This is a genomic window from Amycolatopsis sp. NPDC003676, assembly GCF_053587275.1.
The window spans coordinates 136631-158193 of sequence record NZ_JBSFNS010000007.1 but is presented as its reverse complement, the minus strand read 5'-3'; the positions used below and the strand labels follow the sequence as shown (position 1 = coordinate 158193).

The 21563-nt window shown below is 65.9% G+C and carries 22 protein-coding genes, 1 tRNA gene and 1 riboswitch; of the genes, 16 read left to right on the top strand and 7 right to left on the bottom strand.

What is annotated here, in order from left to right; translation table 11 throughout:
* Positions 1 to 104: 104 nt before the first annotated feature.
* Both ACWDNU_RS06785 and ACWDNU_RS06780 read left to right on the top strand, forming a co-directional pair.
* Positions 105 to 680 (top strand): hypothetical protein, encoded by a 576-nt coding sequence (locus ACWDNU_RS06785; protein ID WP_449668060.1) that lies wholly within the window; start codon positions 105 to 107, stop codon positions 678 to 680.
* A 60-nt stretch (positions 681 to 740) separates the two neighbouring features.
* Positions 741 to 935, top strand: coding sequence for a hypothetical protein (locus ACWDNU_RS06780; RefSeq protein WP_354748708.1), 195 nt, complete (start codon positions 741 to 743; stop codon positions 933 to 935).
* Position 936: 1 nt separating this feature from the next.
* Here the strand turns inward: ACWDNU_RS06780 and ACWDNU_RS06775 are convergent, their stop codons facing one another.
* Positions 937 to 1383: a nitroreductase family deazaflavin-dependent oxidoreductase gene (locus ACWDNU_RS06775; RefSeq protein ID WP_449668059.1), complete on the bottom strand. Its 447-nt coding sequence runs from the start codon at positions 1381 to 1383 to the stop codon at positions 937 to 939.
* Between the two features lie 125 nt (positions 1384 to 1508).
* Between ACWDNU_RS06775 and ACWDNU_RS06770 the strand changes: the two genes are divergently transcribed.
* Together ACWDNU_RS06770 and ACWDNU_RS06765 are read left to right on the top strand one after the other, a co-directional pair.
* The gene (locus tag ACWDNU_RS06770) at positions 1509 to 2189 is read left to right on the top strand and encodes a TetR/AcrR family transcriptional regulator (RefSeq protein WP_370933374.1); all 681 of its coding nucleotides are present in this window, start codon (positions 1509 to 1511) and stop codon (positions 2187 to 2189) included.
* A 46-nt stretch (positions 2190 to 2235) separates the two neighbouring features.
* Entirely contained in the window at positions 2236 to 3753 is a 1518-nt protein-coding gene (locus ACWDNU_RS06765; RefSeq protein ID WP_449668058.1) for a 3-hydroxyacyl-CoA dehydrogenase, read from the top strand.
* A gap of 146 nt (positions 3754 to 3899) precedes the next feature.
* Here the strand turns inward: ACWDNU_RS06765 and ACWDNU_RS06760 are convergent, their stop codons facing one another.
* The 4 genes from ACWDNU_RS06760 to ACWDNU_RS06745 form a co-directional block, all read right to left on the bottom strand.
* Complete coding sequence (locus ACWDNU_RS06760) at positions 3900 to 4874, bottom strand: threonine ammonia-lyase (protein ID WP_449668057.1); 975 nt, start codon at positions 4872 to 4874, stop codon at positions 3900 to 3902.
* Complete coding sequence (gene folP / locus ACWDNU_RS06755) at positions 4871 to 5722, bottom strand: dihydropteroate synthase (RefSeq protein WP_449668056.1); 852 nt, start codon at positions 5720 to 5722, stop codon at positions 4871 to 4873. Before folP ends, ACWDNU_RS06760 begins: the two co-directional genes overlap by 4 nt.
* A 24-nt stretch (positions 5723 to 5746) precedes the next feature.
* A riboswitch (ZMP/ZTP riboswitch) is annotated at positions 5747 to 5837 on the bottom strand.
* 105 nt (positions 5838 to 5942) lie between these two features.
* Complete coding sequence (locus ACWDNU_RS06750; protein WP_449668055.1) at positions 5943 to 8915, bottom strand: PQQ-dependent sugar dehydrogenase; 2973 nt, start codon at positions 8913 to 8915, stop codon at positions 5943 to 5945.
* A 93-nt stretch (positions 8916 to 9008) separates the two neighbouring features.
* Positions 9009 to 9281, bottom strand: a complete 273-nt coding sequence (locus ACWDNU_RS06745) for a L,D-transpeptidase family protein (protein WP_370933368.1) — start codon at positions 9279 to 9281, stop codon at positions 9009 to 9011.
* Positions 9282 to 9318: 37 nt separating this feature from the next.
* On the opposite strand from ACWDNU_RS06745, the gene ACWDNU_RS06740 reads away from it, so the two are divergent.
* On the top strand, positions 9319 to 9678 hold the full coding sequence (locus ACWDNU_RS06740) for a hypothetical protein (protein WP_449668054.1): 360 nt from the start codon (positions 9319 to 9321) through the stop codon (positions 9676 to 9678).
* Positions 9679 to 9898: 220 nt separating this feature from the next.
* Complete coding sequence (locus ACWDNU_RS06735) at positions 9899 to 10417, top strand: hypothetical protein (protein ID WP_370933366.1); 519 nt, start codon at positions 9899 to 9901, stop codon at positions 10415 to 10417.
* Here the strand turns inward: ACWDNU_RS06735 and ACWDNU_RS06730 are convergent.
* Positions 10401 to 11294, bottom strand: a complete 894-nt coding sequence (locus ACWDNU_RS06730) for a serine/threonine-protein kinase (RefSeq protein ID WP_370933364.1) — start codon at positions 11292 to 11294, stop codon at positions 10401 to 10403. The two genes, ACWDNU_RS06735 and ACWDNU_RS06730, sit on opposite strands and share 17 nt — an antisense overlap.
* 17 nt (positions 11295 to 11311) lie before the next feature.
* A complete protein-coding gene (locus tag ACWDNU_RS06725; protein WP_449668053.1) occupies positions 11312 to 13054 on the bottom strand; it encodes an HsdM family class I SAM-dependent methyltransferase in 1743 nt (580 codons plus the stop codon).
* A gap of 77 nt (positions 13055 to 13131) precedes the next feature.
* Between ACWDNU_RS06725 and ACWDNU_RS06720 the strand changes: the two genes are divergently transcribed.
* From ACWDNU_RS06720 to ACWDNU_RS06675, 10 genes are all read left to right on the top strand, one after another.
* Positions 13132 to 13881, top strand: a complete 750-nt coding sequence (locus tag ACWDNU_RS06720) for a PP2C family protein-serine/threonine phosphatase (RefSeq protein ID WP_370933360.1) — start codon at positions 13132 to 13134, stop codon at positions 13879 to 13881.
* 63 nt (positions 13882 to 13944) lie between these two features.
* Positions 13945 to 14029 (top strand) — tRNA-Ser (locus ACWDNU_RS06715).
* A gap of 102 nt (positions 14030 to 14131) precedes the next feature.
* Complete coding sequence (locus ACWDNU_RS06710) at positions 14132 to 14509, top strand: nuclear transport factor 2 family protein (protein WP_449668052.1); 378 nt, start codon at positions 14132 to 14134, stop codon at positions 14507 to 14509.
* A 371-nt stretch (positions 14510 to 14880) separates the two neighbouring features.
* Complete coding sequence (locus tag ACWDNU_RS06705; RefSeq protein ID WP_009084635.1) at positions 14881 to 15141, top strand: hypothetical protein; 261 nt, start codon at positions 14881 to 14883, stop codon at positions 15139 to 15141.
* Between the two features lie 5 nt (positions 15142 to 15146).
* Positions 15147 to 15395, top strand: a complete 249-nt coding sequence (locus tag ACWDNU_RS06700) for a hypothetical protein (RefSeq protein WP_370933357.1) — start codon at positions 15147 to 15149, stop codon at positions 15393 to 15395.
* Positions 15396 to 15402: 7 nt separating this feature from the next.
* Positions 15403 to 18153 (top strand): FtsK/SpoIIIE domain-containing protein, encoded by a 2751-nt coding sequence (locus tag ACWDNU_RS06695; RefSeq protein WP_449668051.1) that lies wholly within the window; start codon positions 15403 to 15405, stop codon positions 18151 to 18153.
* Positions 18154 to 18176: 23 nt separating this feature from the next.
* Entirely contained in the window at positions 18177 to 18521 is a 345-nt protein-coding gene (locus ACWDNU_RS06690) for a hypothetical protein (RefSeq protein WP_370940627.1), read from the top strand.
* Between the two features lie 150 nt (positions 18522 to 18671).
* Positions 18672 to 19535 carry a hypothetical protein gene (locus tag ACWDNU_RS06685; RefSeq protein ID WP_449668050.1) on the top strand — a complete coding sequence of 288 codons (864 nt, stop codon included), beginning with the start codon at positions 18672 to 18674 and terminating at the stop codon, positions 19533 to 19535.
* Between the two features lie 81 nt (positions 19536 to 19616).
* Positions 19617 to 20324 (top strand): hypothetical protein, encoded by a 708-nt coding sequence (locus ACWDNU_RS06680; protein WP_449668049.1) that lies wholly within the window; start codon positions 19617 to 19619, stop codon positions 20322 to 20324.
* Positions 20324 to 21496, top strand: a complete 1173-nt coding sequence (locus ACWDNU_RS06675; protein WP_449668048.1) for a DUF262 domain-containing protein — start codon at positions 20324 to 20326, stop codon at positions 21494 to 21496. The genes ACWDNU_RS06680 and ACWDNU_RS06675 overlap by 1 nt, the downstream gene beginning before the upstream one ends.
* The last annotated feature ends 67 nt before the right edge of the window (positions 21497 to 21563 follow it).

Here is a 21563-nt window from a genome sequence, read left to right as displayed (position 1 = left end):
TCCCCCGCCTGGGTGCACAGGTGTCCCCCACGTCCGGCACAGCTTCCGCACAGCGCGCGCCCCGACGCTCGGGAACAACCAGCTCGAACGTTCCGGAGGAGACCATGACGACCGATCCAGCACAGGGCGCGACCTGGGGAGAGCAGCCTGCTCCCGCATCCGGCGGCAGCGGTCCCGGGAAGACGTGGTCCGGCCGGAAGACCGCGATCGCGGCGGGCGTCGCGGTCGTGATCGCGGTGGGCGGCGGACTGGCGATCTGGGCGGGCACCAGCGGCAACAACGCGACCGCGCAGCAAGGTCAGGGTCCCGGCGGCTTCGGCGGTCCGGGCGGACCCGGCGGGCAGGGCGGTTTCGCCGGTCGCGGAGGAATGGGCGGAATGGCCGCGCTGCGGGACGCGCTGCACGGCGACTTCGTGGTGGCCGATCCGGCCGGCGGGTATGTGACCGAACGCCTGCAGACCGGGACGATCACCGAACTCAGCGCCACCTCGGTGACCCTGACGAGCAAGGACGGCTACAAGCAGAGCTACACGCTGGATTCGTCGACCGCCAAGACCGGTTCGCCCAAGTCCGGCGACAACGTCACCGTGATCGCGAAGGTCCAGGGCACCACGGCCACCGCGACCTCGCTCGGCGAAGCCCAGCAGTTCGGCAACGGACAGCCTCGCCGCCGCGGTTAGTCGCCTGAAGGGAACCTTGAGAGACTTCCTCGAGGTTCCCTTCCGAGCGAGGAGGCTGTCGTGAAGCGGTGGATCACGCTGGCGTGCGGTGTGGTGCTGGTGCTCGTCGGCGCGGTGTGGGTGCTGCAGGGCGTCGGCGTGCTGACCGGGAGTTTTATGACCGGCCAGAAGCTGTGGTTCCTGATCGGGCTGGTCGCGTTCCTGGTCGGCGTGGTCCTCGTCGCGGCCACGACGTTCCGGAAACGCACGCACTGACTCACCTGGTGAAGACCTCGAACACCGGGTAGCCCGGCGCGATCTCCAGCAGCTTCTCCTCCGGTGCCTTCGCGTCCACGCCGTCGAAGAACACGCCGACCTCGAACGCCCAGCGCTTGAGGTACGAGCGCAGGATGACGGGCTTCTCCTCGTTCGCCAGCTCGCGGTAGGTGAACGTCTCGGTGCGCCGCCCGACGGTCAGCTGGCCCTCGCCCGCGGCGCGGAGGTTCCGCACCCACTGGGTTTCGCCGCGCGCGGCCACCAGGTACTGCTTGCCCTCGAACGGCAGCAGGTTCACCGGGATCTCGCGCAGCTCGCCGGACTTGCGACCGCGAACGCCCAGCACCCGGCTGCCCCACACACTGACGCCGCGCTTGGTGAGCCAGCGGACGACGCCGTTGAACGCCGCGGTCGCCTTGCCCGGTTCGACGTAACGAGTGCTGGTCATGGGGTCCTCCTCGGTTTTCGAGAGCGGTGCTCTCTGTTGTGAACAGTGAACACCGGCGGTTGTCGGCTGTCAAGAGCAGTGCTCTCGGTTTTGCACAGCGCTCTCAATCGAGGCACACTGATCGCATGACTGCCGCACCCCGGACCGCCCGCGAACGCGTCCGCGCCGAGCTGACCCGCGAGATCAAGGACGAGGCCCGCCGCCAGCTGGCCGAGGTCGGCGCGCTCGGACTTTCCCTGCGCGCGGTCGCCCGTGAACTCGGGATGGTCTCGTCGGCGCTGTACCGGTACTTCCCGAGCCGAGATCACCTGCTCACCGCACTGATCGTCGACGCGTACAACGCCGTCGGAGAGGCCGCCGAGCAGGCCGATCCGCGCACCGGCGACCCGCGCACGCGCTGGCGAGCCATCTGGCGCGCGACCCGCGAGTGGGCCCGCGCGAACCCGCACGAGTACGCGCTCATCTACGGCTCGCCGATCCCCGGTTACCAAGCTCCGCAGGACACCGTCGGGCCCGCCGGGCGAGTGGCGTTCGCGCTGGTCGCGGTGCTGCGCGACGCCCATCCGCACGAGCCAGCGGTCACCGCGCCGATGTCGGAGGAACTGCGCGCGCAGGCCGATCAGCTCACCCGGATCCTGGAGATCGACGCGCCCGCCGAGGTCGTCATGCGTGCCATCGGGGCCTGGACGCAGCTGTTCGGCGCGCTCAACTTCGAGCTGTTCGGCCAGTACGTCGGCAGTGTCGACCCCACCGACGCGTACTTCGAGCACCTCATCGGGCAGATGGCGGACTTCGTCGGCCTGTAGTCCGGGGTAAGTTCGCCGTGGCGCCAAAGCGAAAGGTGGGTTCGACGTGACGGGATGGGCCGGACGGGTCGGCAGGATCCGGGTGATCGGCACCGGCGTGATGGGACGAGGCATCGTCCAGCTCGCCGCGACCGGCGGAGCCACCGTGGAACTCGCGGACGCAGCACCGGACGCGGTCAACGCGGCGATCGAGCACGTCGGCGCGATGGTCGACCGGCTGGTCGCCAAGAGCAAACTGGCCGAAGACGCCGGCCGCGCGGCGAAGGACCGCCTGGTCCCGGTCGACGGCCCGCTCGCCCCCGCCGAGGGCGTGGATCTGGTGATCGAAGCCGTCCGCGAAGATCTGGAAACGAAGCAAACCCTCTTCGCCGGTCTGGAGAAGGTCTGCGGCCCGGACACCATCTTCGCGACCAACACCAGCTCGCTGTCCGTCACCGAAATCGCCGCCGGGATCACTGACCCCGCGCGCATGATCGGCCTGCACTTCTTCAACCCGGTCCCGCTGATGCGCCTGGTCGAGGTCATCCCCGGCGCCCGCACCGCCGATTGGCTGCCGGGCGAAGCGCTCGAACTGGTCCGCGGCTGGGGCCACGAACCCGTACTGGCGAAGGACGCCCCCGGCTTCCTCGTCAACCACGCAGGGCGCGGCCTGAACACCGAAGCCCTGCAGATTCTTTCGGAGTCTCTCGCTTCTCCCGCCGAGATCGACCGCATCGCGCGCGACGTCCTCGGTCTCAAGCTGGGCCCGTTCGAGCTGCTGGACCTCACCGGCCTGGATGTCTCGCATGCGGTGCTGGAAAGCATCTGGAGCGGCTTCCACGCCGAACCACGCCTGCGCCCGTCGTGGCTCACCCGCCCGCGCGTCGCCGCCGGACTCTTCGGCCGCAAAACCGGCGAAGGCTTCTACCGCTACACCGACGGAAAACAAGAACTCCCCGCCGAGGTTCCGGCCCCGCCCGCTCCCTCGATGCCGGTCTACGCCGCCGACGAACGCCTTGGCCGCCTCCTGTCCGCAGCAGGCGTCGACGTCGTCCCAGATGCCTACCCCGACACGGTTCTCCTGGTGACCCTGCGCGGAGAGTCCACTGTGGAGGCAGCCCGGCAGTTGGAATTGCCTGCCGCACGCGTCTGCGGAATCGACGCCCTGGGCTACGAATCGCGCTTCACGCTGTCTGTCCACCCTGGACTGGACCCGCAGTACGGCCGCGCCGCCTGGGGCGCCCTGGCCGCCACCGGGACTCCCGTAACGGTCGTCCGCGACGGTGCCGCGCCCATCGCACAACGCCTTCTGGCTTCGATCATCAACACGGCCTGCTACATCGCCGACCAGGGTCTGGCAGCTCCCGCGGATATCGACACCGCCGTACGGCTGGGCCTTGGCTATCCCCGAGGCCCGCTGGAATGGGGCGATCTGGTCGGTCCGGAGAAGGTCCTGCGGATTCTGAATGGCCTGCTGCGAGCCACCGGGGATCCTCGCTACCGTCCCAGCGGGTGGCTGACTGAACGGGTCGCGCTGGGTCTGCCGCTCGCCTCCACCGGCACCCGGCCCGCTGATCTGGTCTGAGTTTTTGTCGGTGGTGGGCAGTAGCTTTAGGGGATGGCTGCGGTGATGGCGGATCCGGAGGGGAAGGAGTTCTGCGCCGCGTCTGCTTCGGCTTAGCTCGCTCGGCTGGGGCGGACGCAACTGTCCCCCGCGCCCCGGAGAAACCGTCAAAACTTGTGCCCAGAACCCGCCCCGACCCAGCTGCGGTAGGCGGCCGCGTCGACGTTGCTGCCGCAGACAATCGTGACCACATGCCGCCCAGCGAAGCGGTCTCGGTTTTCGAGGATCGCCGCGATGCCGAGCGCGGCTGAGGGTTCGACGACCAGCCCGGCGCGATCGAGCAAGATCCGCATGCCGTTGATGATCGACGCCTCTTGGACCAGGACGGCGTCATCCGCGACGAGGAGGAGGTCGTTCAGGACAGCCGGGATGGGAAAGCGGCCGGCGACGCCGTCGGCGATGGTGTCGGTCGAGTCGGTCGGGATGACTCGCCGCGCGCGCCAGGAGTGTGTCATCGCCGGTGCGCCCAGCGGCTGGACGCAGATCACCTCGGTCTCGGGCGCGCGCTCCTTGAACACGTGCCCCACCCCGGTGGCCAGCGCCCCTCCTCCCAGCGCGACCAGCACGGCATCGAACGAAGGCACGGTGTCCGCCAGTTCCAGGCCGATAGTCGCCGCGCCCTCGCAGGTCTCGAGGTCCAGGCTGTCTTCGACCAGCCGGATGCCGTCGTGCCGCGCGATGGCCGCCGCTCGTTCGCGTGCTGTTTCGATGTCGCCGTCCACCAGTTCGAGCCTGGCGTCCAGCGCGCGGATGCGCTCGAGCTTGGCCGCGGGGGCGAAGCGGGAGGCCACCACGGTGACGTCGATGCCTCGGCTGCGGCCGGACCAAGCGAGGGCTTGGCCAAGGTTTCCCGCGCTCGCGCACACAACAGCGGAGGCACGGTTGTCGGCGAGCGCATTGGCGACCACTTCGGTGCCGCGTGCTTTGAAGCTGCGGACCGGATTCGCTGTCTCGAGCTTGATGCTCACCGCGCACCCGAGGTCGCTCTCCAGCGCCTCGCAGCGATACAGCGGAGTGTCAAGAAAAACAGGGTCGATCCGCTGGCGAGCGGTTCGGATCCGAGCGGTGTCGAGGCGCGTCATCGGCTGGCTCCGGGGTATTGGTCCAAAGCGGAGAGAACAGTGAGCGCGTCGCGAAGCGCGGCGACGTCGTGAGTCCGGATGAAATCGACGCTGTGGCTGGCGGCGTACAGCTCCGCGGCCAGGCTGGCAGGTCCGATCTCCGCCAGAGCACGTCCGGTGACCGCGCGGAGAAACGACTTCCGGGACGGCGAGACCATGATCGGGACACCGAACCGAGTCCTGATCTCCCGGAGTGCGGCCAGCACTGCCAGCGACGGTTCCGGGGTGGAGCCGAGAAAGTATCCGAGCCCGGGATCGATGATCAGCCTCTCGCGGTCGATGCCCGCGGCCTGGAGCGCGGCCAGCCGCTGGTCGAAGAACTGCTCCAGCGCCGTCAGCACCGTTCGCGGGTCAGTGCGCACCTTGGTCGCGGGTCCCCGCCGCTGAACCGAGTGCATGACAACGAGGCGACATCCGGCACCCGCCAGCTCCGCATACCGTTCAGGGTCCGGAAATCCCTGGATGTCGTTGAGAAACGCGGCGCCACGAGCGGCGGCGAAAAGATGGGTCCGGGGCTGGAACGAATCGACCGATACGGGGATGCCCTCGGCGACCAACCGGTCCAGGACCAGGTCCAGCCGCCGGACCTCCTCGTCGGCGGTCACCGGTTCAGCGCCTGGATGGCTGGCCGCGGGGCCGAGTTCGACGACGTCCGCGCCTGCCGCCAGCAAGCGGCGAGCGTGCGCGAGCGCGTTCGCCGGAGACAGGAATCTGCCGCCGTCGGAGAACGAATCCGCGCTGACGTTGACAATTCCCACCAGCCGAGGCCGGTGCCAGGACTCTCCCGAAAAGGCCAGAGGATGAACCATCGCCGTGTCTCCCGGATCTCGATCCCTAAGAGCCCAGGCGTACGGCATGACGTCACGTGGACGAGGCCGCTCCCCGATGGTGATCCATCTTCACACGCCAGTCACGGCCTGCCGACACAGTAACAAGAAATTCGAGTGCGAAGCTACCGCCGCCCGAGCAGGCCCGGCCGCGGTGGCGGCCGTCGGCAGCTGGTGCGCCGACGGCCGCCGCTCGCCCGGTTCACCACCGGTAATCCGTCGCGGCCCCATTCCGGTAAATAATGTAGCCACCCTGGAAATCGCTGCGAGCGCCCCCGCTGATCGGGTATTCATCCGAGGTCGGCAACCTCAAATACCCGTTCTCCCAACCGAGCGCGGCCCATCGCTTGCGAATCTCCCCTTGCACCATGTGCGCCCCGGTGCTCGCACTCCAGTAAATCGAGCCACCGCCGGTGAAGTGGTTGTACCGCGCGGTCCCGTTAGGAGTCCCGGTTTCGTCGGTGGTCGGATACCCCATCCCGCGCTCCCAACCCAGAGAAGCCCACTTGTCCCGGATCGCCCCGCCAATCTGGTGCGCCCCAGTAGAAGGGGTCCAATAGATCGAGCCGCCGACCGTGAAGTGGTTGTACCGCCCCACTCCGTCCGGCGTCCCGGACTCGTCTGTAGCCGGGTAGCCAAGACCCCGCTCCCAGCCCAGCGAAGCCCACTTGTCCCGAATAGCCCCGCCGATCTGATGCGCCCCACCGGCAGGCGTCCAATAAACCGATCCACCAGTGAAGTGGTTATACCGCCCGACCCCGTCGGGAGTACCGGACTCGTCAGTGGTCGGATACCCCACCCCGCGTTCCCAGCCGAGAGCAGCCCACTTGGCCCGGATCTGCCCCTGCACCGAATGCGCCCCCGTGGACGCGGTCCAGTAAATAGAAGCAGCCTGGCTGCCGGGCGTACCCAGCAAATGGTTATACCGGCCCACTCCGTCCGGAGTCCGAGTCTCGTCGGTCACCGGCGGCCCATAAATCTGATGCCCGCCGATCGCGAGATAGCGGGCCAGGATCTGCCCGCCGATCTCCCGCACCCCGGTAGCCGCCGACCAGTACAACCGGCCGTTCGCGTAAACGCGGTGCCGCACCGGGCCGTCCACCACCTCAGGACCCGTTGGCGCACCAAGCAAACTCCGCAATCCCGGCTCAGCCGCATACCGCTGGTCAATCGCCGTCACGTAGTTGGCAGTGAGCGTCATATCACCAGCCCCCACGGTGATCGACCACGAAGAGGTAGCCGGACCGCCCTGCCAACCGGTGAACTTGGAGACCCCGTCGGTGCCAACCAACGCCGCGGTCACGTCAAACGTCGCACCCTCCGTGACCATCGCACTGCTGACGCCACCCTCGCTCGGGATGCTCAACGCGGCGGGCTGCGTCCCCACCAACGTCAACCGATGCTGGCGCGGGTAAGCAACATACGTCTTACTGGCCTGCACTCCCGCACTATCGGTGACAGTCGCGGTGAACTCCATCCGCGAGTCAGTGTGATCAGTAAACGGAACCGTCAACGTAGGCCCAGTAGCCCCGTCCCCGGGATGCACGTGACAAGCCCCAAGATCCGGACAATGCCGAATCAACGACGTCCACGTAACGGGAAGCGCTCCATCCTCAACGTCCGTGGCCGTGGCGGACAACGAAACCGGCTCACCCACCGCGAAATTCTTGTCCGGCGCGGTCAAAGTCAACACCGGCGAGTGGTTACCCGGCGCGACAGCGATCTTCGCCGTCCCAACCCCGCCAAGCGGATCCGTCACCGTCAAAGTCGCGGTGAACGAAGCACCGTCCCCGTACTGATGGCTGGCCTGAATCCCGGTACCGGTACTGCCATCGCCGAAGTCCCAGGCGTATGTGAGCGAGTCCCCGTCAGCATCAGTAGAACCACTGGCGTCAAAGGAAACGGTGCGAGTATCCGGATCTGTCGAAGACGTGGCCTTGGCCACCGGCGGAGCGTTGTTCGTCGAGTAACTCAACCGCCGAAGCACCCCGGAGTTGAGGTCGCTGAAGACGATGTCCCCGTTAGGCGCGGCGGAAATCCGAGTAACCCCACCGATATTCTGAAACGGCGGCGGACTCGTCGGTGCCTGCGTGAGCTTGCCCTGAGCGTCATACCGCAACGTCCAGATCTTCTGCCCCGCGTAGTCGCCGAAGAAATACGCGCCCTGGTAAGCAGCCGGATAGGTAGTGCCCCCATACACAATTCCGCCAGTGACACTGTTGCCCTGCGCGGGACCAGTCCCGTGCTGGTAATCCCACAACGGCGGAGTGTTCACCACCGAAGCACAACGCGCGTCCGTCGAATAACCCGGCGTGGGATGGTTCCCCTCGTAACAAGGCCACGCGAGATTCGCGCCAGGCTGCACGACGTCCAGCTCTTCCCAGGTGTACCAGCCGACGTCGCCGACCACCGGCAGCCCGCTCTTCGGGTCGAGACTGAACCGGAACGGGTTGCGGAAACCGCTCGCGAACACCTTGCTGCGAGCGGAATCCGGCGCGGAAGCGTTGTAGTACGGGTTGCTCGGCACGCCCTTGCCATCCGCGGTGATATGCAGGATCTTGCCGAACGGCGAATCGAGGTCCTGCGCGACGAAAGCGACCGGATTGGTCTTGCCCGCGTCGCCGTTGTCGCCGACGGAGTACCAGAGGGTGCCGTCCGGCGCGGGGTAGACCGTGTCGAGGCCGTGGATGTAATACGGGCTGCCGGGCAGGTCGAAAATCACCTGCTCGCCGGTCAGTCCGGACGGATGGCCCGCGCCGTCGAGCTGCACGGTGAATTTGGCGGCGCGCAGCGTGTACTGGCCATTGCCCAGCGACACCGAGCGGTTCAGGTAGATCTGGTGCGAGGTGGCGTAGTCCGGCGCGAGCGCGATGCTCGTGAGGCCCATGTCGCCCTGCGTCTCGACCGGGAAGGTCGCGATCCGCTGCGGCGCGCCGGTGCCCGCGGCCGGGACCCAGTTGACGACGCCGGACTTGCCGAGGGCAAGCACGCTGTCGTCGGGCAGCCAGGCGAAGTCGGTGAACTCGTACTGCCCGAGCCCGGTGGGCAGGTCCCGCAAGACGAACCCCGGCGGCAGCGCCGGAGTGTCGGCAGCTGCCGCCGGGGCGACCGCGATGGGAACCGCGACCGCCGCGAGTGCGGCCACGAGCAGGGAACGGAGCTTGCGCCAGGCCATCCAAGGCCCCCTTTCTGAGCGTTCGGTAATCGCTCAAAAGGGGGACGAAGTTGCCTCTATCGGGTGATATTTATCTGAACGTGACGCTCTGGGTCAGGGCACGACCTGGACCACGTCGCCGACGTGCAGGGTGTTGAAGAACCGCAGCGACGACGCCGCCGACAGGTGGATGCAGCCGTGCGAGTACACCTTCAGGCTGCCGGTGTGGAACGCGTCGCCCGGGTAGAAGAAGACCGAGTTCGGCATCGGCGCGTTGTCGAACTGCTTGCTCAGGTGCAGCTTTTCCTTGGACAGCACGTGGAAGGTGCCGGTCGGGGTCGCGTGCCCCTTGCGCCCGGGCAGCATCGAGACGGGGCCGTAGATCACCTTGCCGTCCTGCAGCAGCCACGCGCGGTGTCCGGAAATGTCGACACAGGCGCTGGTGCCGGAAGCGGCGGCGGCCGCCGCGCACGGAACGTCGGCGCTCGGCTCCGGGTCGGCCTTCGGCTGCGGCTTGGGCGCGGGTTTCGGAGTCGGCTTCGGCGTCGGAGTCGCGCTGGTGCTCGCCGGGCTGCTGCTGGTCGCCGGGGCGGAACTGCTGGCCGGCACGCTGGACGAGGTGGGCACGCTCGCCGCCGCGGGAACCGCCCCGCCGCCGGAAGCCGACCCGGCCGTGCCGCCGGAGCACGCCACGAGCCCGAAAGCCGCGGCCAGCGCCGCCATCCCCACCAGAACCCTTTTCACGATCCGGTACCCCCGCGTTCGGTCGGGTCACATTCGGTAGGACCCGTATCACCCGAATAGACGACCATCACCCCCACGTGGTTGCTCGGCAATGGTCACGATCCGGCCTCTCCACCTCCGGGTTGAGCCGCGGATCCACCCGGCGCCAGCCCGTACGCCGACGAAAACCGCACCGATCCCGGCGAGGCTGGAAGCACGCCGGGCAGCCTCCCGGCACCCGCCGCCGGCCGGGCGTAGCCGACCACCTCCGAAGGAGCACCGTGAACCTCGGCCCGCTCACCATCGTTCTCTACGTCGCGATCGCGGCGCTCGTCCTCTACCGGGTCGTCTACCGGCAGTGGCGCGGCACGCTGCTCAGCCGCAAGCGGTTGCTGACGCTGCCGTTCATCCTGACCGCGATCGGCGTGTTCTCCGCCGCCACCACACTGCAAAGCGCGACCGCGACGGAATACGCGCTGCTGGCTGGCGACGTCGTAGTCCTAGGCCTGCTGGGCGTCCTGCGCAGCTCCACTTCGGTCCTCAGCGCCCGCGAAGGCACGACGTTCGTGAAGGGCACTCCGCTCACGCTGGTGCTGTGGTTCGCCACCATCGGCGTACGCGTCGGGTTCTCCTTCATCGGAGCCGCGCTCGGCGTCAGCAACACCGTGACGTCCTCGACGATCATGCTCACCATCGGTATCAGCATCGGCGTACAGAACGCCTTCACTTACTACCGCATCCAGCAGCGCGGCCTGCCGCTGTCGGAGCAGACGCCGACGAGCATCAACGCTCGCCGCTAAGCCCCACCATGCGCGCGTACATCCGCGAAGGGCTCAGCACCGTTGCCGGGTGCAGGAATCCCGGCAACGGTGGCAAGTCCCGCGCGAAAGGCACGAGATGCGCGTACAGCACTTCTGCCCCAGACGGTCGCGCCGAAGGATCCTTCGCGAGCGTCGCGGCGAGAAGCGCGTTCAACTCCCGCGGTACGCCGGGAACGACCGGCGCGGTTTCCTTCACCTGCTTGTCGAACACCGCGTACGCCGTAGGCCCGGTGAAGACCGGACGGCCAGTCAGCATCTCGTGCAGTACGCAACCGAGCGCGTACAGGTCGCTTCGCGGCTCCGCGTGCCCACGCTGGATCTGCTCCGGAGCCATGTACGACGGCGTTCCCAGCAGCTGTCCCGCGCGCGTGAAGCGAGCAGTATCGGCTTCGCGCAACACAGCGAGCCCGAAGTCCATCACCTTCACGCTGCCGTCCGGGCAGAGCATCAGGTTGGCTGGTTTGAGGTCACGGTGACAGACCGCGCGAGCGTGCGCCGCCGACAGCACCGCGGCTGCTTGCGCCGCGATCGCCGCAGCCCACGACACCGGCAGCGGACCGTGTTCGGCGAGCAGATCGTCCAGCGTCACGCCTTCGACGAACTGCATGACCTGGAACAGCCGGTCGTCATGCGCGCCGAAGTCGTACAGCGTGGGCGCGCCGGGATGATCGAGCGTCGCGAGAATCCGCGCTTCGCGGGCGAAGCGTTCCTCCAGCTCTTCGTCACCGCCGGGCAGCCGCAGCAGCTTGATCGCGACGTGCCGGCCCAGCCGCCGGTCGAGTCCGCGGTGCACCGAACCCATGCCGCCCCGTCCGAGCGGCAGATCGTCGACCTCGTAGCGGTCCGCGATCAGCATGGGCCCCCTCACAGCGCTCACCCGCCACCGGGCTTCAGCCGTCCTTCGGCGAGTGCGGCAAAGCCTAGCCGCACCAGGTCGCGGCCGATTTCCGCGGTTTGCCGCAGCGCCCGGTCGAAGTCCGCGAGCGCGCGGAAAGCGACGCCGTACGCACGCTGCGTTTCGAGCGGATGCCGAGGCACCTTCAACCGGCGCGCGTCGATCCGGGTCGACGCGCTGTGCACCGGGAAGTCCGCGGCGCGCAGGCAGCCGGCGAGGAACTGCGCGTCGAGCAGCTCCGGATCCACGCGATAACGGGAAAGCGCGGGCCCGAGCCGCACCGGCGCTCCACTGTGGACGATCACCGCGCCGGTGACCGACGCGACCACATCGCCTTCGTGGGCGAAAACCGCCGCCGGATCGGGCGCGGCGTGCCCGGTCGGCGGACCGCCGAGGAGGACGTCGTCGGTGGTCAGCACGGGTTCGTCGCCGTCGGCGGTCCGCGGCGGCGCGTGCGTGATCCGCAGCGCGCCCGCCTTCACCAGCTCGCCGACGGTCGTGTGCGCCGGTTCGCCGGAAGCCGGTTCCAGCTTCGGCAGCTCGATCCCGATCTGTCCGAAAAGCCGTTGCGCGGCAAGGAAAGCCTCGCCCGAGTCACTCTCGCCGGGGCGGCCCGACGGCGTGAGGTCGACGTCGTCGTCGAGCACGTCGATGATGCGTTCGCCGGTATCCGGATCGGCCAGAAAGTCCAGCCACACCTGCTCGACGTGCTCCGCGGTGGTGTCGGCGATCAGCACGGTCGCCGGCGCGCGCTGCTCCGGCTCCGGTCGCGTGAGCAGCCAAAGATCGGTGCCGGCCGCGAGCGTGCACACCGCACGCAACGCGCCAGCGCGCAGCAGATTCGCCCGGATGCGTTTCCCGCTCCGCCGCCCGGCCGCCGCCCCCGGCATCAGCACCGCGACCGCTCCGCCGGGCTTCACGTGCGCCAGGCAGTGCTGCACCCATGCCAGCTCCGACTCGCCGCGCGGTGGCAAGCCGTACTCCCAGCGCGCGTCGCCGACGAGTTCCTCGTGCCCCCAGCCGCGCTCGTTGAACGGCGGGTCGCACAGGACGACGTCCGCCAACCGATCGGCGAAAGCGTCCGCGCGCAACGCATCCGCGGCGTGCACCTCGGTGTCCGCGCCGTGCAGCCGCAACCGGATGCCAGCGATCCGCGCGGTGTCCGGGTCGACGTCCTGCCCCCGCGCCCGGGTCGCCGCGGCGGCCAGCAGCAACGACCCGAACCCGCACGCCGGGTCGAGCACCGTGGCCCCCTTCGCACCGGTCAGCCGCACCATCAGATCGGCGTACGCGGTCGGCGTGGTGGAGAGCCGGCGGGCGTGGGCTTCGAAGAAGCGGTCGCAGAGCTGCTCGAACGTCTCCGCCGCGCCTTCGCTCGAGGCGAGCTGGGAGATCAGCGCCAGCAACTCCGGATCGTCGGGCCCCTCGGCATCGTCCGCGAGGTACTCGCCGACCGCCGCCAGCCGCGCGCCGAGGTCGAGGTCGTCGCCAAGGGCACGCAGCCGTTGCCACGCCTCGTCGATCGGCGCGAGTTCGAACGGACGACCGCGTCCGCGCAGCCACGCCTGCACCTCCGGCAGCGAAAACAACGGGCTGGACGCCGTGCCGCCCACGGGTTTGGGAAAATCGTCGTGGCGCCGCCGCCAGTTGCTCACCGCCGCCCGGCGCACGCCCGCCAGGCGCGCGATGTCGGCCGCACTCACCGCCGCGTCGTCTGCCATGACGAGCACGATAGCCGACGACAGCGGTTTCCATCGTTTTGCTTGTTAACTCAGTCAACCAATGGTTTCATGGGGACATGGCCACCGAGCAGACCCGGTTCACCCTGCGCTACTCCGCGGGATCGGATCAAGGGCGACGACGCACCAACAACGAGGACTCCGTGTACGCCAGCGGGCGGATGCTCGTGGTGGCCGACGGCATCGGCGGCCAGCCGCACGGCGAAGTGGCCAGCTCGACCGCGGTCAGCGTGCTGGCCTCGCTCGACGCGGAGCTGCGCACGCTGGACCTCACCGCGCACAACCTGTCGAACCTGCTCTCCGACGGCGTCCACCGGATCGCCGGCCAGCTCGCCCAGGTGGCCGAGGAAACCCCCGCCACGCAAGGCATGGGCACCACCCTCACCACCCTGCTGTTCGACGGCACCCACTTCGCCGCGGCCCACGTCGGCGACTCGCGCGGCTACCTCCTGCGCGACGGCGAACTGCAGCGCATCACGCGCGACCACACCCTGGCACAGGCCCTGGTCGAAGACGGCACCATCAGCGCCGCCGACGCCGACCACCACCCGCGCGGCTCGATGCTGATGAAAGCACTCCTGAGCACCGGCTCGGCCGAACCGGACGTCTGGGAATTCACGCCGCGGGCCGGCGACCGCTACCTGCTCTGCTCCGACGGCCTCACCGCGGGCGCCAGCGAACCGGCCATCCAGGATGTCCTCGCCGACGGCACCCCGGAGGAAATCGTCCCGCGTCTCATCGCCCTCGCCAACGAGGGCGGCGGCCCGGACAACATCACCATCGTGGTCGCCGACGTCGTCCCGGCCTGAACCGGTTCGCGCAGGTCGGACCACCTGCGGAAGGCGAAAGGGCCATCCGGTATTCTTCCCCACGGAGGATTGGCCGAGCGGCCTAAGGCGCACGCTTGGAAAGCGTGTTGGGTTCACGCCCTCGCAGGTTCGAATCCTGTATCCTCCGCTGCAACACCACGAAGGTCCCAGCTTCGCAGAGGCTGGGACCTTCGTCGTTTCCCCGTAAATCCCTTGCCTGGCAACGATATTCCGCTGGCAGAATTCGTTCATGAACCACAGCGCAGCTCAAGAGTTCGCCGACCGCTGGGCCAAGGCTTGGAACGCCCACGATCTCGACGCACTGCTGGCCCACTTCGCCGACGACGTCACCTTCCGATCCCCGGTCGCGGTCCAGGTGATCGGCGGCGACGGCGTGATCCGCGGCAAGGCGGCGCTGCGCGCGTACTGGGCCGAGGGGCTGCGCCGGATTCCCGATCTCCGCTTCGAGGTCGTCGGCGTCTACGTCGGGCTCGGCGCGCTCGTCATCAACTACCGCAACCAGAAGGGCGGACTGGTCAACGAGGTCCTGGTCTTCGACGGCGATCTCGTCGTCGAGGGTTACGGCACCTACCTCGGCGACGACCCGAATCCGGCCGGCGCTCGCTGAACCGGGCGGCGGGCCGTCGCTGTCCGCAACCGGGGCAGGGGCTGGGATCGGCCGAACGGTCCTACCCGCTAGGCTTCGCCGCAGACTTCATCGCAGCCGTCTGGAGAGGTTTCCCGGTGTCACGAATACCGTTTTGACCTGGGCGTTGGCCGTCGCACACACACCGAGAACCCGCAGGTCAGAAGGCTGAAACGCGGGTTTCGGGCCCCGCGTGCGAACCCGAGAAGCCGACGCCCGACTGGCCCCGGATGCCCGACCGCGTCCGGGGCTTTGTCGATTCTCCCGTTCCCACTTACTTACCGAAGACACCTGATCACGCTAAGTTTGTATGTGGTCGTTTCAGCCCATGACGCACCGAGGAGCCCGCCCCCATGGCCGGAGTGGAAGAGATCCGCGCTGGTATCGCGCTCGCGAACGAGAAGGCGTCCGCGAGCATCGCCGCGCTGCAGCAGGCAGCGCAGGCACTCGAAGAAGCACAGCTGTCGCTGTCCCAAGCCACCCAGGGCAGCAGCCAGCACGAGGTGAACCAGGCGCACGGCCTGCTCGCCGAAGCGCTGCAAGGGATCACCGGCATGCAGAGCACCATCCAGGCCGGCATCTCGTCGGCCGATTCCTACTCGGCGCGGCTTTAACGCCGATGTCGGGGCTCGCCGAAATCCACCAGTTGCTCACCGCCGCGCGAGCGGGGGTCGGCGACGGGCGGGCGCACGCCGAGCGGGCGATGGCTCTGCTCGGCGACGCCCGGCGCGCACTCGTCGACGCGCAGGCCAAGGCAGATCCGTGGCTGCCGGGCCAGTTCGCGCAGGCCGACGAGGCGCTCGAACACCTCCTCACCCGTTTAGCCGCCGCCGACGATTTAGTGGGCGGATACCAGTCACGCCTGTAGGGATGAGATGGCCAGCAAGTCAGCCGAGCAACGCAACCGTGTGCAAACCGCTCTCGACCGGGTCCGGCACCAGATCGGGCTCGTGCTCGGGGCCGCGGCCGGCGCGCGCGAAATGGCCGAGGCCGAGGTGGCGCGGCTGACGCTGGAACAGGAGATCGTCCGGGTCGGCATGGACCACGCCGATCCGGCCCAGCAGACGGAGTGGGCGCGGCATCCGGCCGCGCACGAGGTGTTCGCCGCGCTCGGCGGCACCCGCACCGCCTTCTACACCGACTGGAGCGCCGGTCCCGGCGAACTGCGCGACCTCGTCGCCGCGCACGCGCCGGGTCCGGCCGGGCGGCCGCCGAGCGAATGGCTCGGCCGCGTCGGCACGAATTCCGGCGTCACCGCTCCCGGGTTGTGGCGAGTCGGTTCGGCCACCGCGGCCGGACGCGACATCTCGCGCACGTTCGACGTCGCCGTGCCGCTGCTGGACGAATCGCACCTGGCCATCACGTCCGCGCCGAAAACCCGGCCGGTGGTGGACGGGATCGTGCAGGGCCTGCTGATGCGCGTGCTGTCGGCGTTCGAGCCCGGCGCGGTGAAAATCCACCTGTGGGACGTCGGCCAGCTCACCGCGATCCTGCCGGACCTGTACCCGCTCAGCCGCACGAGCGCGCTGTCGCTGTACGACCCGACGCGGCTGGAGGATCTGCTCGACGAGCTCGCCGGGCACATCCGCCGGATCCACGCCACCGGCATGCAAGCGGGCCACACCTCGTTGCGGGAACTGCGAAAAGCCACCGGCCAGCGCTTGGAGCCGTACCGGATCGCCGTGCTGTACGGCAACGGCGAAACCCTCGACGCGGAACGCGCGCGCGACCTCAAACGCGTGGCCAGCGGCGCGCTCGCGGCCGGGATCTGCCTGATCCTGGTGGACGTGCCCACCGCGGTCAGCGCGTCGATCGAAACGCTCAGCCTGCTGGACGAACGCCGTGCGGTCAGCAGCATGACCGGCAGCGACCTGGTCGTGGACCTGGATCCGCCGATGCCGTCCGGTCAGGTGATCCGCGCGGCGAACCGCATCGCCGAAGCACTGATTTCGAAACAGGGCGGCCCACGGTCGTTCGCCGACCTGATGCCGGCCGAGATCGGCCAGGAGAGTTCCGCGCGGGAACTGCGCGCGCCGATCGGGTTCCACGAGGGCGAAGCCGTCGAAGTGGTGATCGGCGACGCCAGCCCGCACGCGCTCATCGGCGGCCCGAGCGGTTCGGGTAAAACGAACTTCCTGTACGCGCTGCTGGGAAGTCTCGCCGCGCGATACACGCCCGACGAGCTGGCGTTGTACCTGCTGGACTTCAAGGAAGGCGTCTCGTTCGCCGGTCTCGCTCCCGGTCGCAAAGACTCCAGTTGGCTGCCGCACGCGAAGCTGGTCGGCGTCAACGTCAATACCGACCGCGAATTCGGGTTGGCGCTGCTGCGCTTCCTCGCCGACGAATTGCGCCGCCGCTCCGCCGCGGCGAAGGAGCACGAGGTCACGAACCTGGCTGACCTGCGCGAACAGGATCCGAGCGGACACTGGCCGCGGATCGTCGCGGTGATCGACGAATTCCAGTACCTCTTCGCCGGACGCGACCAGGTCACCGCGCAAGCCACGCAACTGCTCGAAGACATTGCCCGCCGTGGCCGTTCGCAAGGCATCCATCTGGTGCTGGCCAGCCAGGACGTCGCAGGCATCGAAGCCTTCTGGGGCAAACCTGCGGTCTTCGAGCAGTGCACGCTGCGCATCGCCATGCCGAAGGCACGCCGCGTTCTCGCGGAAACGAACAACGCGGCGGTCTCCGCACCCAAGTGGCACGCGGTGATCAACCACGATTCCGGTGTCGCACACGGGAACCAGCTCGCGCACGTGCCGGATGCGAGCACTCGCAACGTTTTCGTGAACCTGCAGCAAAAGCTGTGGGAACTCTACGCTGGCCGATTCTCTCGGCCGCGCCTGTTCGACGGTGCGCATTCGCCGGTGCTGGAACAGTTCCCGGCGTTCCTGGAACTCAAGCCGAGCCCTCAGCCGAGGGCGATCCTGGGTCAGTCGATCGACGTCACCGAGGCCGCTTGCGGCGTCGAACTGCCTCGGGTACCGGGCCGGAACATCGCGGTACTCGGCGGGGCGACCGCGGAGGCCTTGTCCATTATGGACTCCGCCGCGCGATCGCTTTCCCGGCAACTCGAACTCGGGCAGGTCGAATTCCTGCTCCACTGCCCCATTGTGGCCAGCTCCCCGGCGGTCCTGGATTTGAAGAGCCGCCTGGAAGCTGAAGGCCACCTCGCAACGCTCACTGAAGACCTTTCCACCGAGCTGGGGTCGATCGTCGAATCGCTCTCCACGACGACGCCGCGCATCCTGCTGCTGTACGGAGTCGACGCCGCTTTGCCCTCGCTGGAGGCGAAGGCGGTCGGACAGCTGAAGAGCGGCCTCGACCACCTGCGTACGTTGCTGAAAAACGGCCCCGCGCACGGTGTGCACACCATCGGCTGGTGGCGCAGCATCGCGCGACTCAAGGACACGCTCGGCTTCGGGGGCACGGACGACATCGGAACCTGGGCCGCACTGGACGTCCAGGGCAACGAGCTGTCGCCGTTCGCCGCGGGTCAGGTCGTGCACTGGTCGCCGCGGCCGGGCCGGGCATTGTTCTTCGACCGCACCACGCACGGGGCGCCGGAAGTCATCATCCCGTTCCAGCGCCCAGAAACCGAGCCGACCGCGGGAGGCACGCCGTGACCGAGGGAACCCCCAGCCCCGCCATGCGGTACAAGGAAATCGTCGGCCTGGCCAGGGGTTCGGCGGACAGCCTGCGCGCGTGGGAACTGGCGCGAGCGGACGAAATCGAACGCCAACTGGCTGATGCGCATGCCGCGGTTGCTGCTGCGCAGGATCGCGAGGAGAAGACCCGGGAGCGCGCCAGCCGGTGGTGGAAAATGGCGCTGCACAATGTTTCGCGGCTGAATTTCGTTGAGGCGCTGGACGATCCGCAGCCGATTACTACGGCTCGGCCGCAGTATTTGGATCGGTATTTGGAAGAGGTTAAGCCTAGTTATCAGGAGCTGGTCCAGGCTGTGTTGGGGCTTGGCTGGCGGGCGAAGCGCTAGAGACAGCCCAAACCCGAACGGGTGAAAATTTCACTCTTTCGGGACGATCTGAAACGATACACCTCGCGTCAGTCCGTCTACCTGCAGTGATTACATTCAGTGATCACTTTGCTACAAACACCGACGGAGCACTTCGGGCATAATTCATACGTGACACAAGGCACAGTAGAGGCCCCTCAAGAGGACGCAGGGCAACGAGCCGAGATCGTGGAAGTTACGCCTCAGCTCGCCGAAAAATGGCTAAATAACATGGCACCAAACCGAGTGATCTCACGCGGTCGTGTCAAACACTACGCTGAACTAATGACGCAAGACCGGTTTCCGCTTAACGGCGAAACCATCAAGTTCGACAAAGATGGAAAGCTTCTCGATGGGCAACACCGGCTCGCCGCCATCGTGATGTCTGGAGTCACCAAGCTCATCTACGTTGCGTATAATGTTCCGCGCAGCGCGATTATTACTATCGACACAGGACGCAACCGCTCTTTCTCGGATCAGTTGCGAGTTGCGTATGAGTACCACCACAGTGCCCAGCTCAGTTCCCTGATCCGACTGATCTTCGAGTGGAACGAGACCGGATGGATCTCTCACAAGACCTTTCGGCAAATAGAGCCAGACGAAGCCAACGACTACATAAAAAGCAATCCAGACGTAGCAGACCTGCCTCAACGCATCAACGATTTCAATGGGTCAATGATTCATAGGATCATGGCTCGAAATCATTTCGGATTTCTTCTGTGGCTGTTCTCTCGAGTCAGCCCCGAGGATGCAAAAATATATCTGAGTTGTCTTGTTGATTGCATCGAACACTACCCCGGTGATCCTGCCCTAGTTCTTCGAAAACAGCTTCTCCTGATGCGAAGTGATCGCTACCGAAGGGTTAAGCGGAACATCGTCATCGGCCTAGTGATTCAGAACTGGGGAAAGTGGCGTGCACACCAGGAAGTCAAGCTCGTCCGCGTGCCTCCTGCCACCCAGCCTTGGGACGCGGGAACGTACCCGAAACCGCATTAGCAAATAGATTCGGATGGGTGTCAAGGACGATCCACGACACCCATCCGGAAACTTTTCGCGTTCTCAACATTAGGCGGTGGCGTGGCACCCGAAAACGGGGGACCCGGACTCTCGCCGGAATCACTGGAAAAGTATTCCCCAGAAGATTTCCGAGCTTACCTTTCCGAAATAAATGACAGACATCCAGAGAACTCCCGGGAAGTACTTCTGGCACTGGAACATCTGCCACCAGAGGACTTTGTTAATCATCACCTCTTAGGCCGACTTCCCTGGCTCTTTCAAACCTGGACACTTTATCGAAATTGGAAAACCGAACTAGCCAGAGGGCTGCAAGTTGACCCGCACGACATTATCGTCGTAGGGAGCTCAGCATTGGGTTTCAGCTTATCGCCAGACAAAAATTTCTCGGCTTTTCACAACGAATCCGATGTTGATGTAGCAGTGATCAGTATGCGTCATTTCAACCTGGCCTGGCAAGAGCTTCGCGACCTTGATCCGGCAGCTCGGCTACACCCGAGCATGCCCGAAACTGGCTATCTCAAGAAACATCGAGAAAGCTTAGTTTTCGATGGTTCGATTGCTACTGACAAAATCTTACCATTCATATCATTTGGTTATCAGTGGACGACTGAGCTGGCGCGTACAGCGAACCGCAAGCCGACCACTGGGCGTGATGTTCGTTGTCGAATCTACCAGGACAGCTCTTCACTGCGAAATTACCACGTCAAAAACGTGCAGAACCTGCGCCAGGAGATCTCTTCTGCGCATATTCGAGGTAGTAGCCTATAATGAAGAACACAGCCGATCTGTACCCGCAACGTTTTCTTGAAGTGACACATTACACCGTGTCATGGTTTTGGCGCAGGCTAAATGATGACGAACTGGATATGCGACCGCCCTTTCAGCGTAATCCAGTTTGGCAAGACCGCCAAAAATCTTACTTGATCGACTCCATTCTTCGAGGTTTTCCAGTCCCGGAGATCTACCTGCAGACAAGCGTCAGCGGAGATGGCGAGGAAATTCATGTAATCGTAGACGGACAACAGAGGATTCGCGCATGCCTGGAGTTCCTGACCAATAAGTTCGCGCTTGGAGATGAGTCCGACCACCTATCCGGATTAAAGTTCGACCAACTCACCAAGGAAGACCGGCAACGCGTCTACGAGTACAAATTTGTCGTTCGCGTACTACCGACTCTGCCACACGAACAGATTCGCGAAGTATTCGAGCGACTGAACCGGAACAACATTGCACTAAACCGGCAGGAAATACGTCACGCCACCTACTGGGGTGATTTTATCTCCTGCATGGAAGAAGTCAGCAGAAAGACATTCTGGGTAAATTCCGGTCTTTTTAGCAGCAATGATATTCGTCGCATGAAAGACGTCGAGTACGTCAGCGGCCTCGCCATCGGGATGTTATTCGGTCCCCAGAATAAGCAATCTGCATTGGATAGCTACTATGCCTCCTACGAACAGGAATTCCCGGATCGGAATCGAGTCGAGGACACTTTCAACTCCGTGATCGGCGAATTGGAACAACTTATCAACTGGCCCAATAAGCTGCGCTGGTCACGGAAGGTGGACTTCTACACACTTTTCCTGGCGCTCGCGAACAGGAGCTCCGAACTGCCGTTTGACAGAACCGAGCGTGAACTTATATCGACTCGCCTTAAGGAGTTCTCTGACCTTGTCAATAACCTAGTATCATTGAGCGACGATCATCTTTCCAAGATAGATGAAGTTGACGAACGAGCGAGGCTCTACGCCCGCAGCGTTCGCAACTCAAGTGACCTCAGCAGCAGACGGGCACGTATAGCTACGCTGGACGCCTACCTCCGAGGAAGGAAAGTTTCGTTTGAACCTCCACCGGCACGAAACCGCGATCCTTTGCTTTCGCTTCCTCCGACGGAGATTCTGATGTCACGCGGGACACCCGCTGATGAAGAGATCACCGAATGACCCAGGCATAGCATAGTACGGGTAGACCCGGGAAATGTGACGCGTCCGGCTCTACCCGTACTCGTAA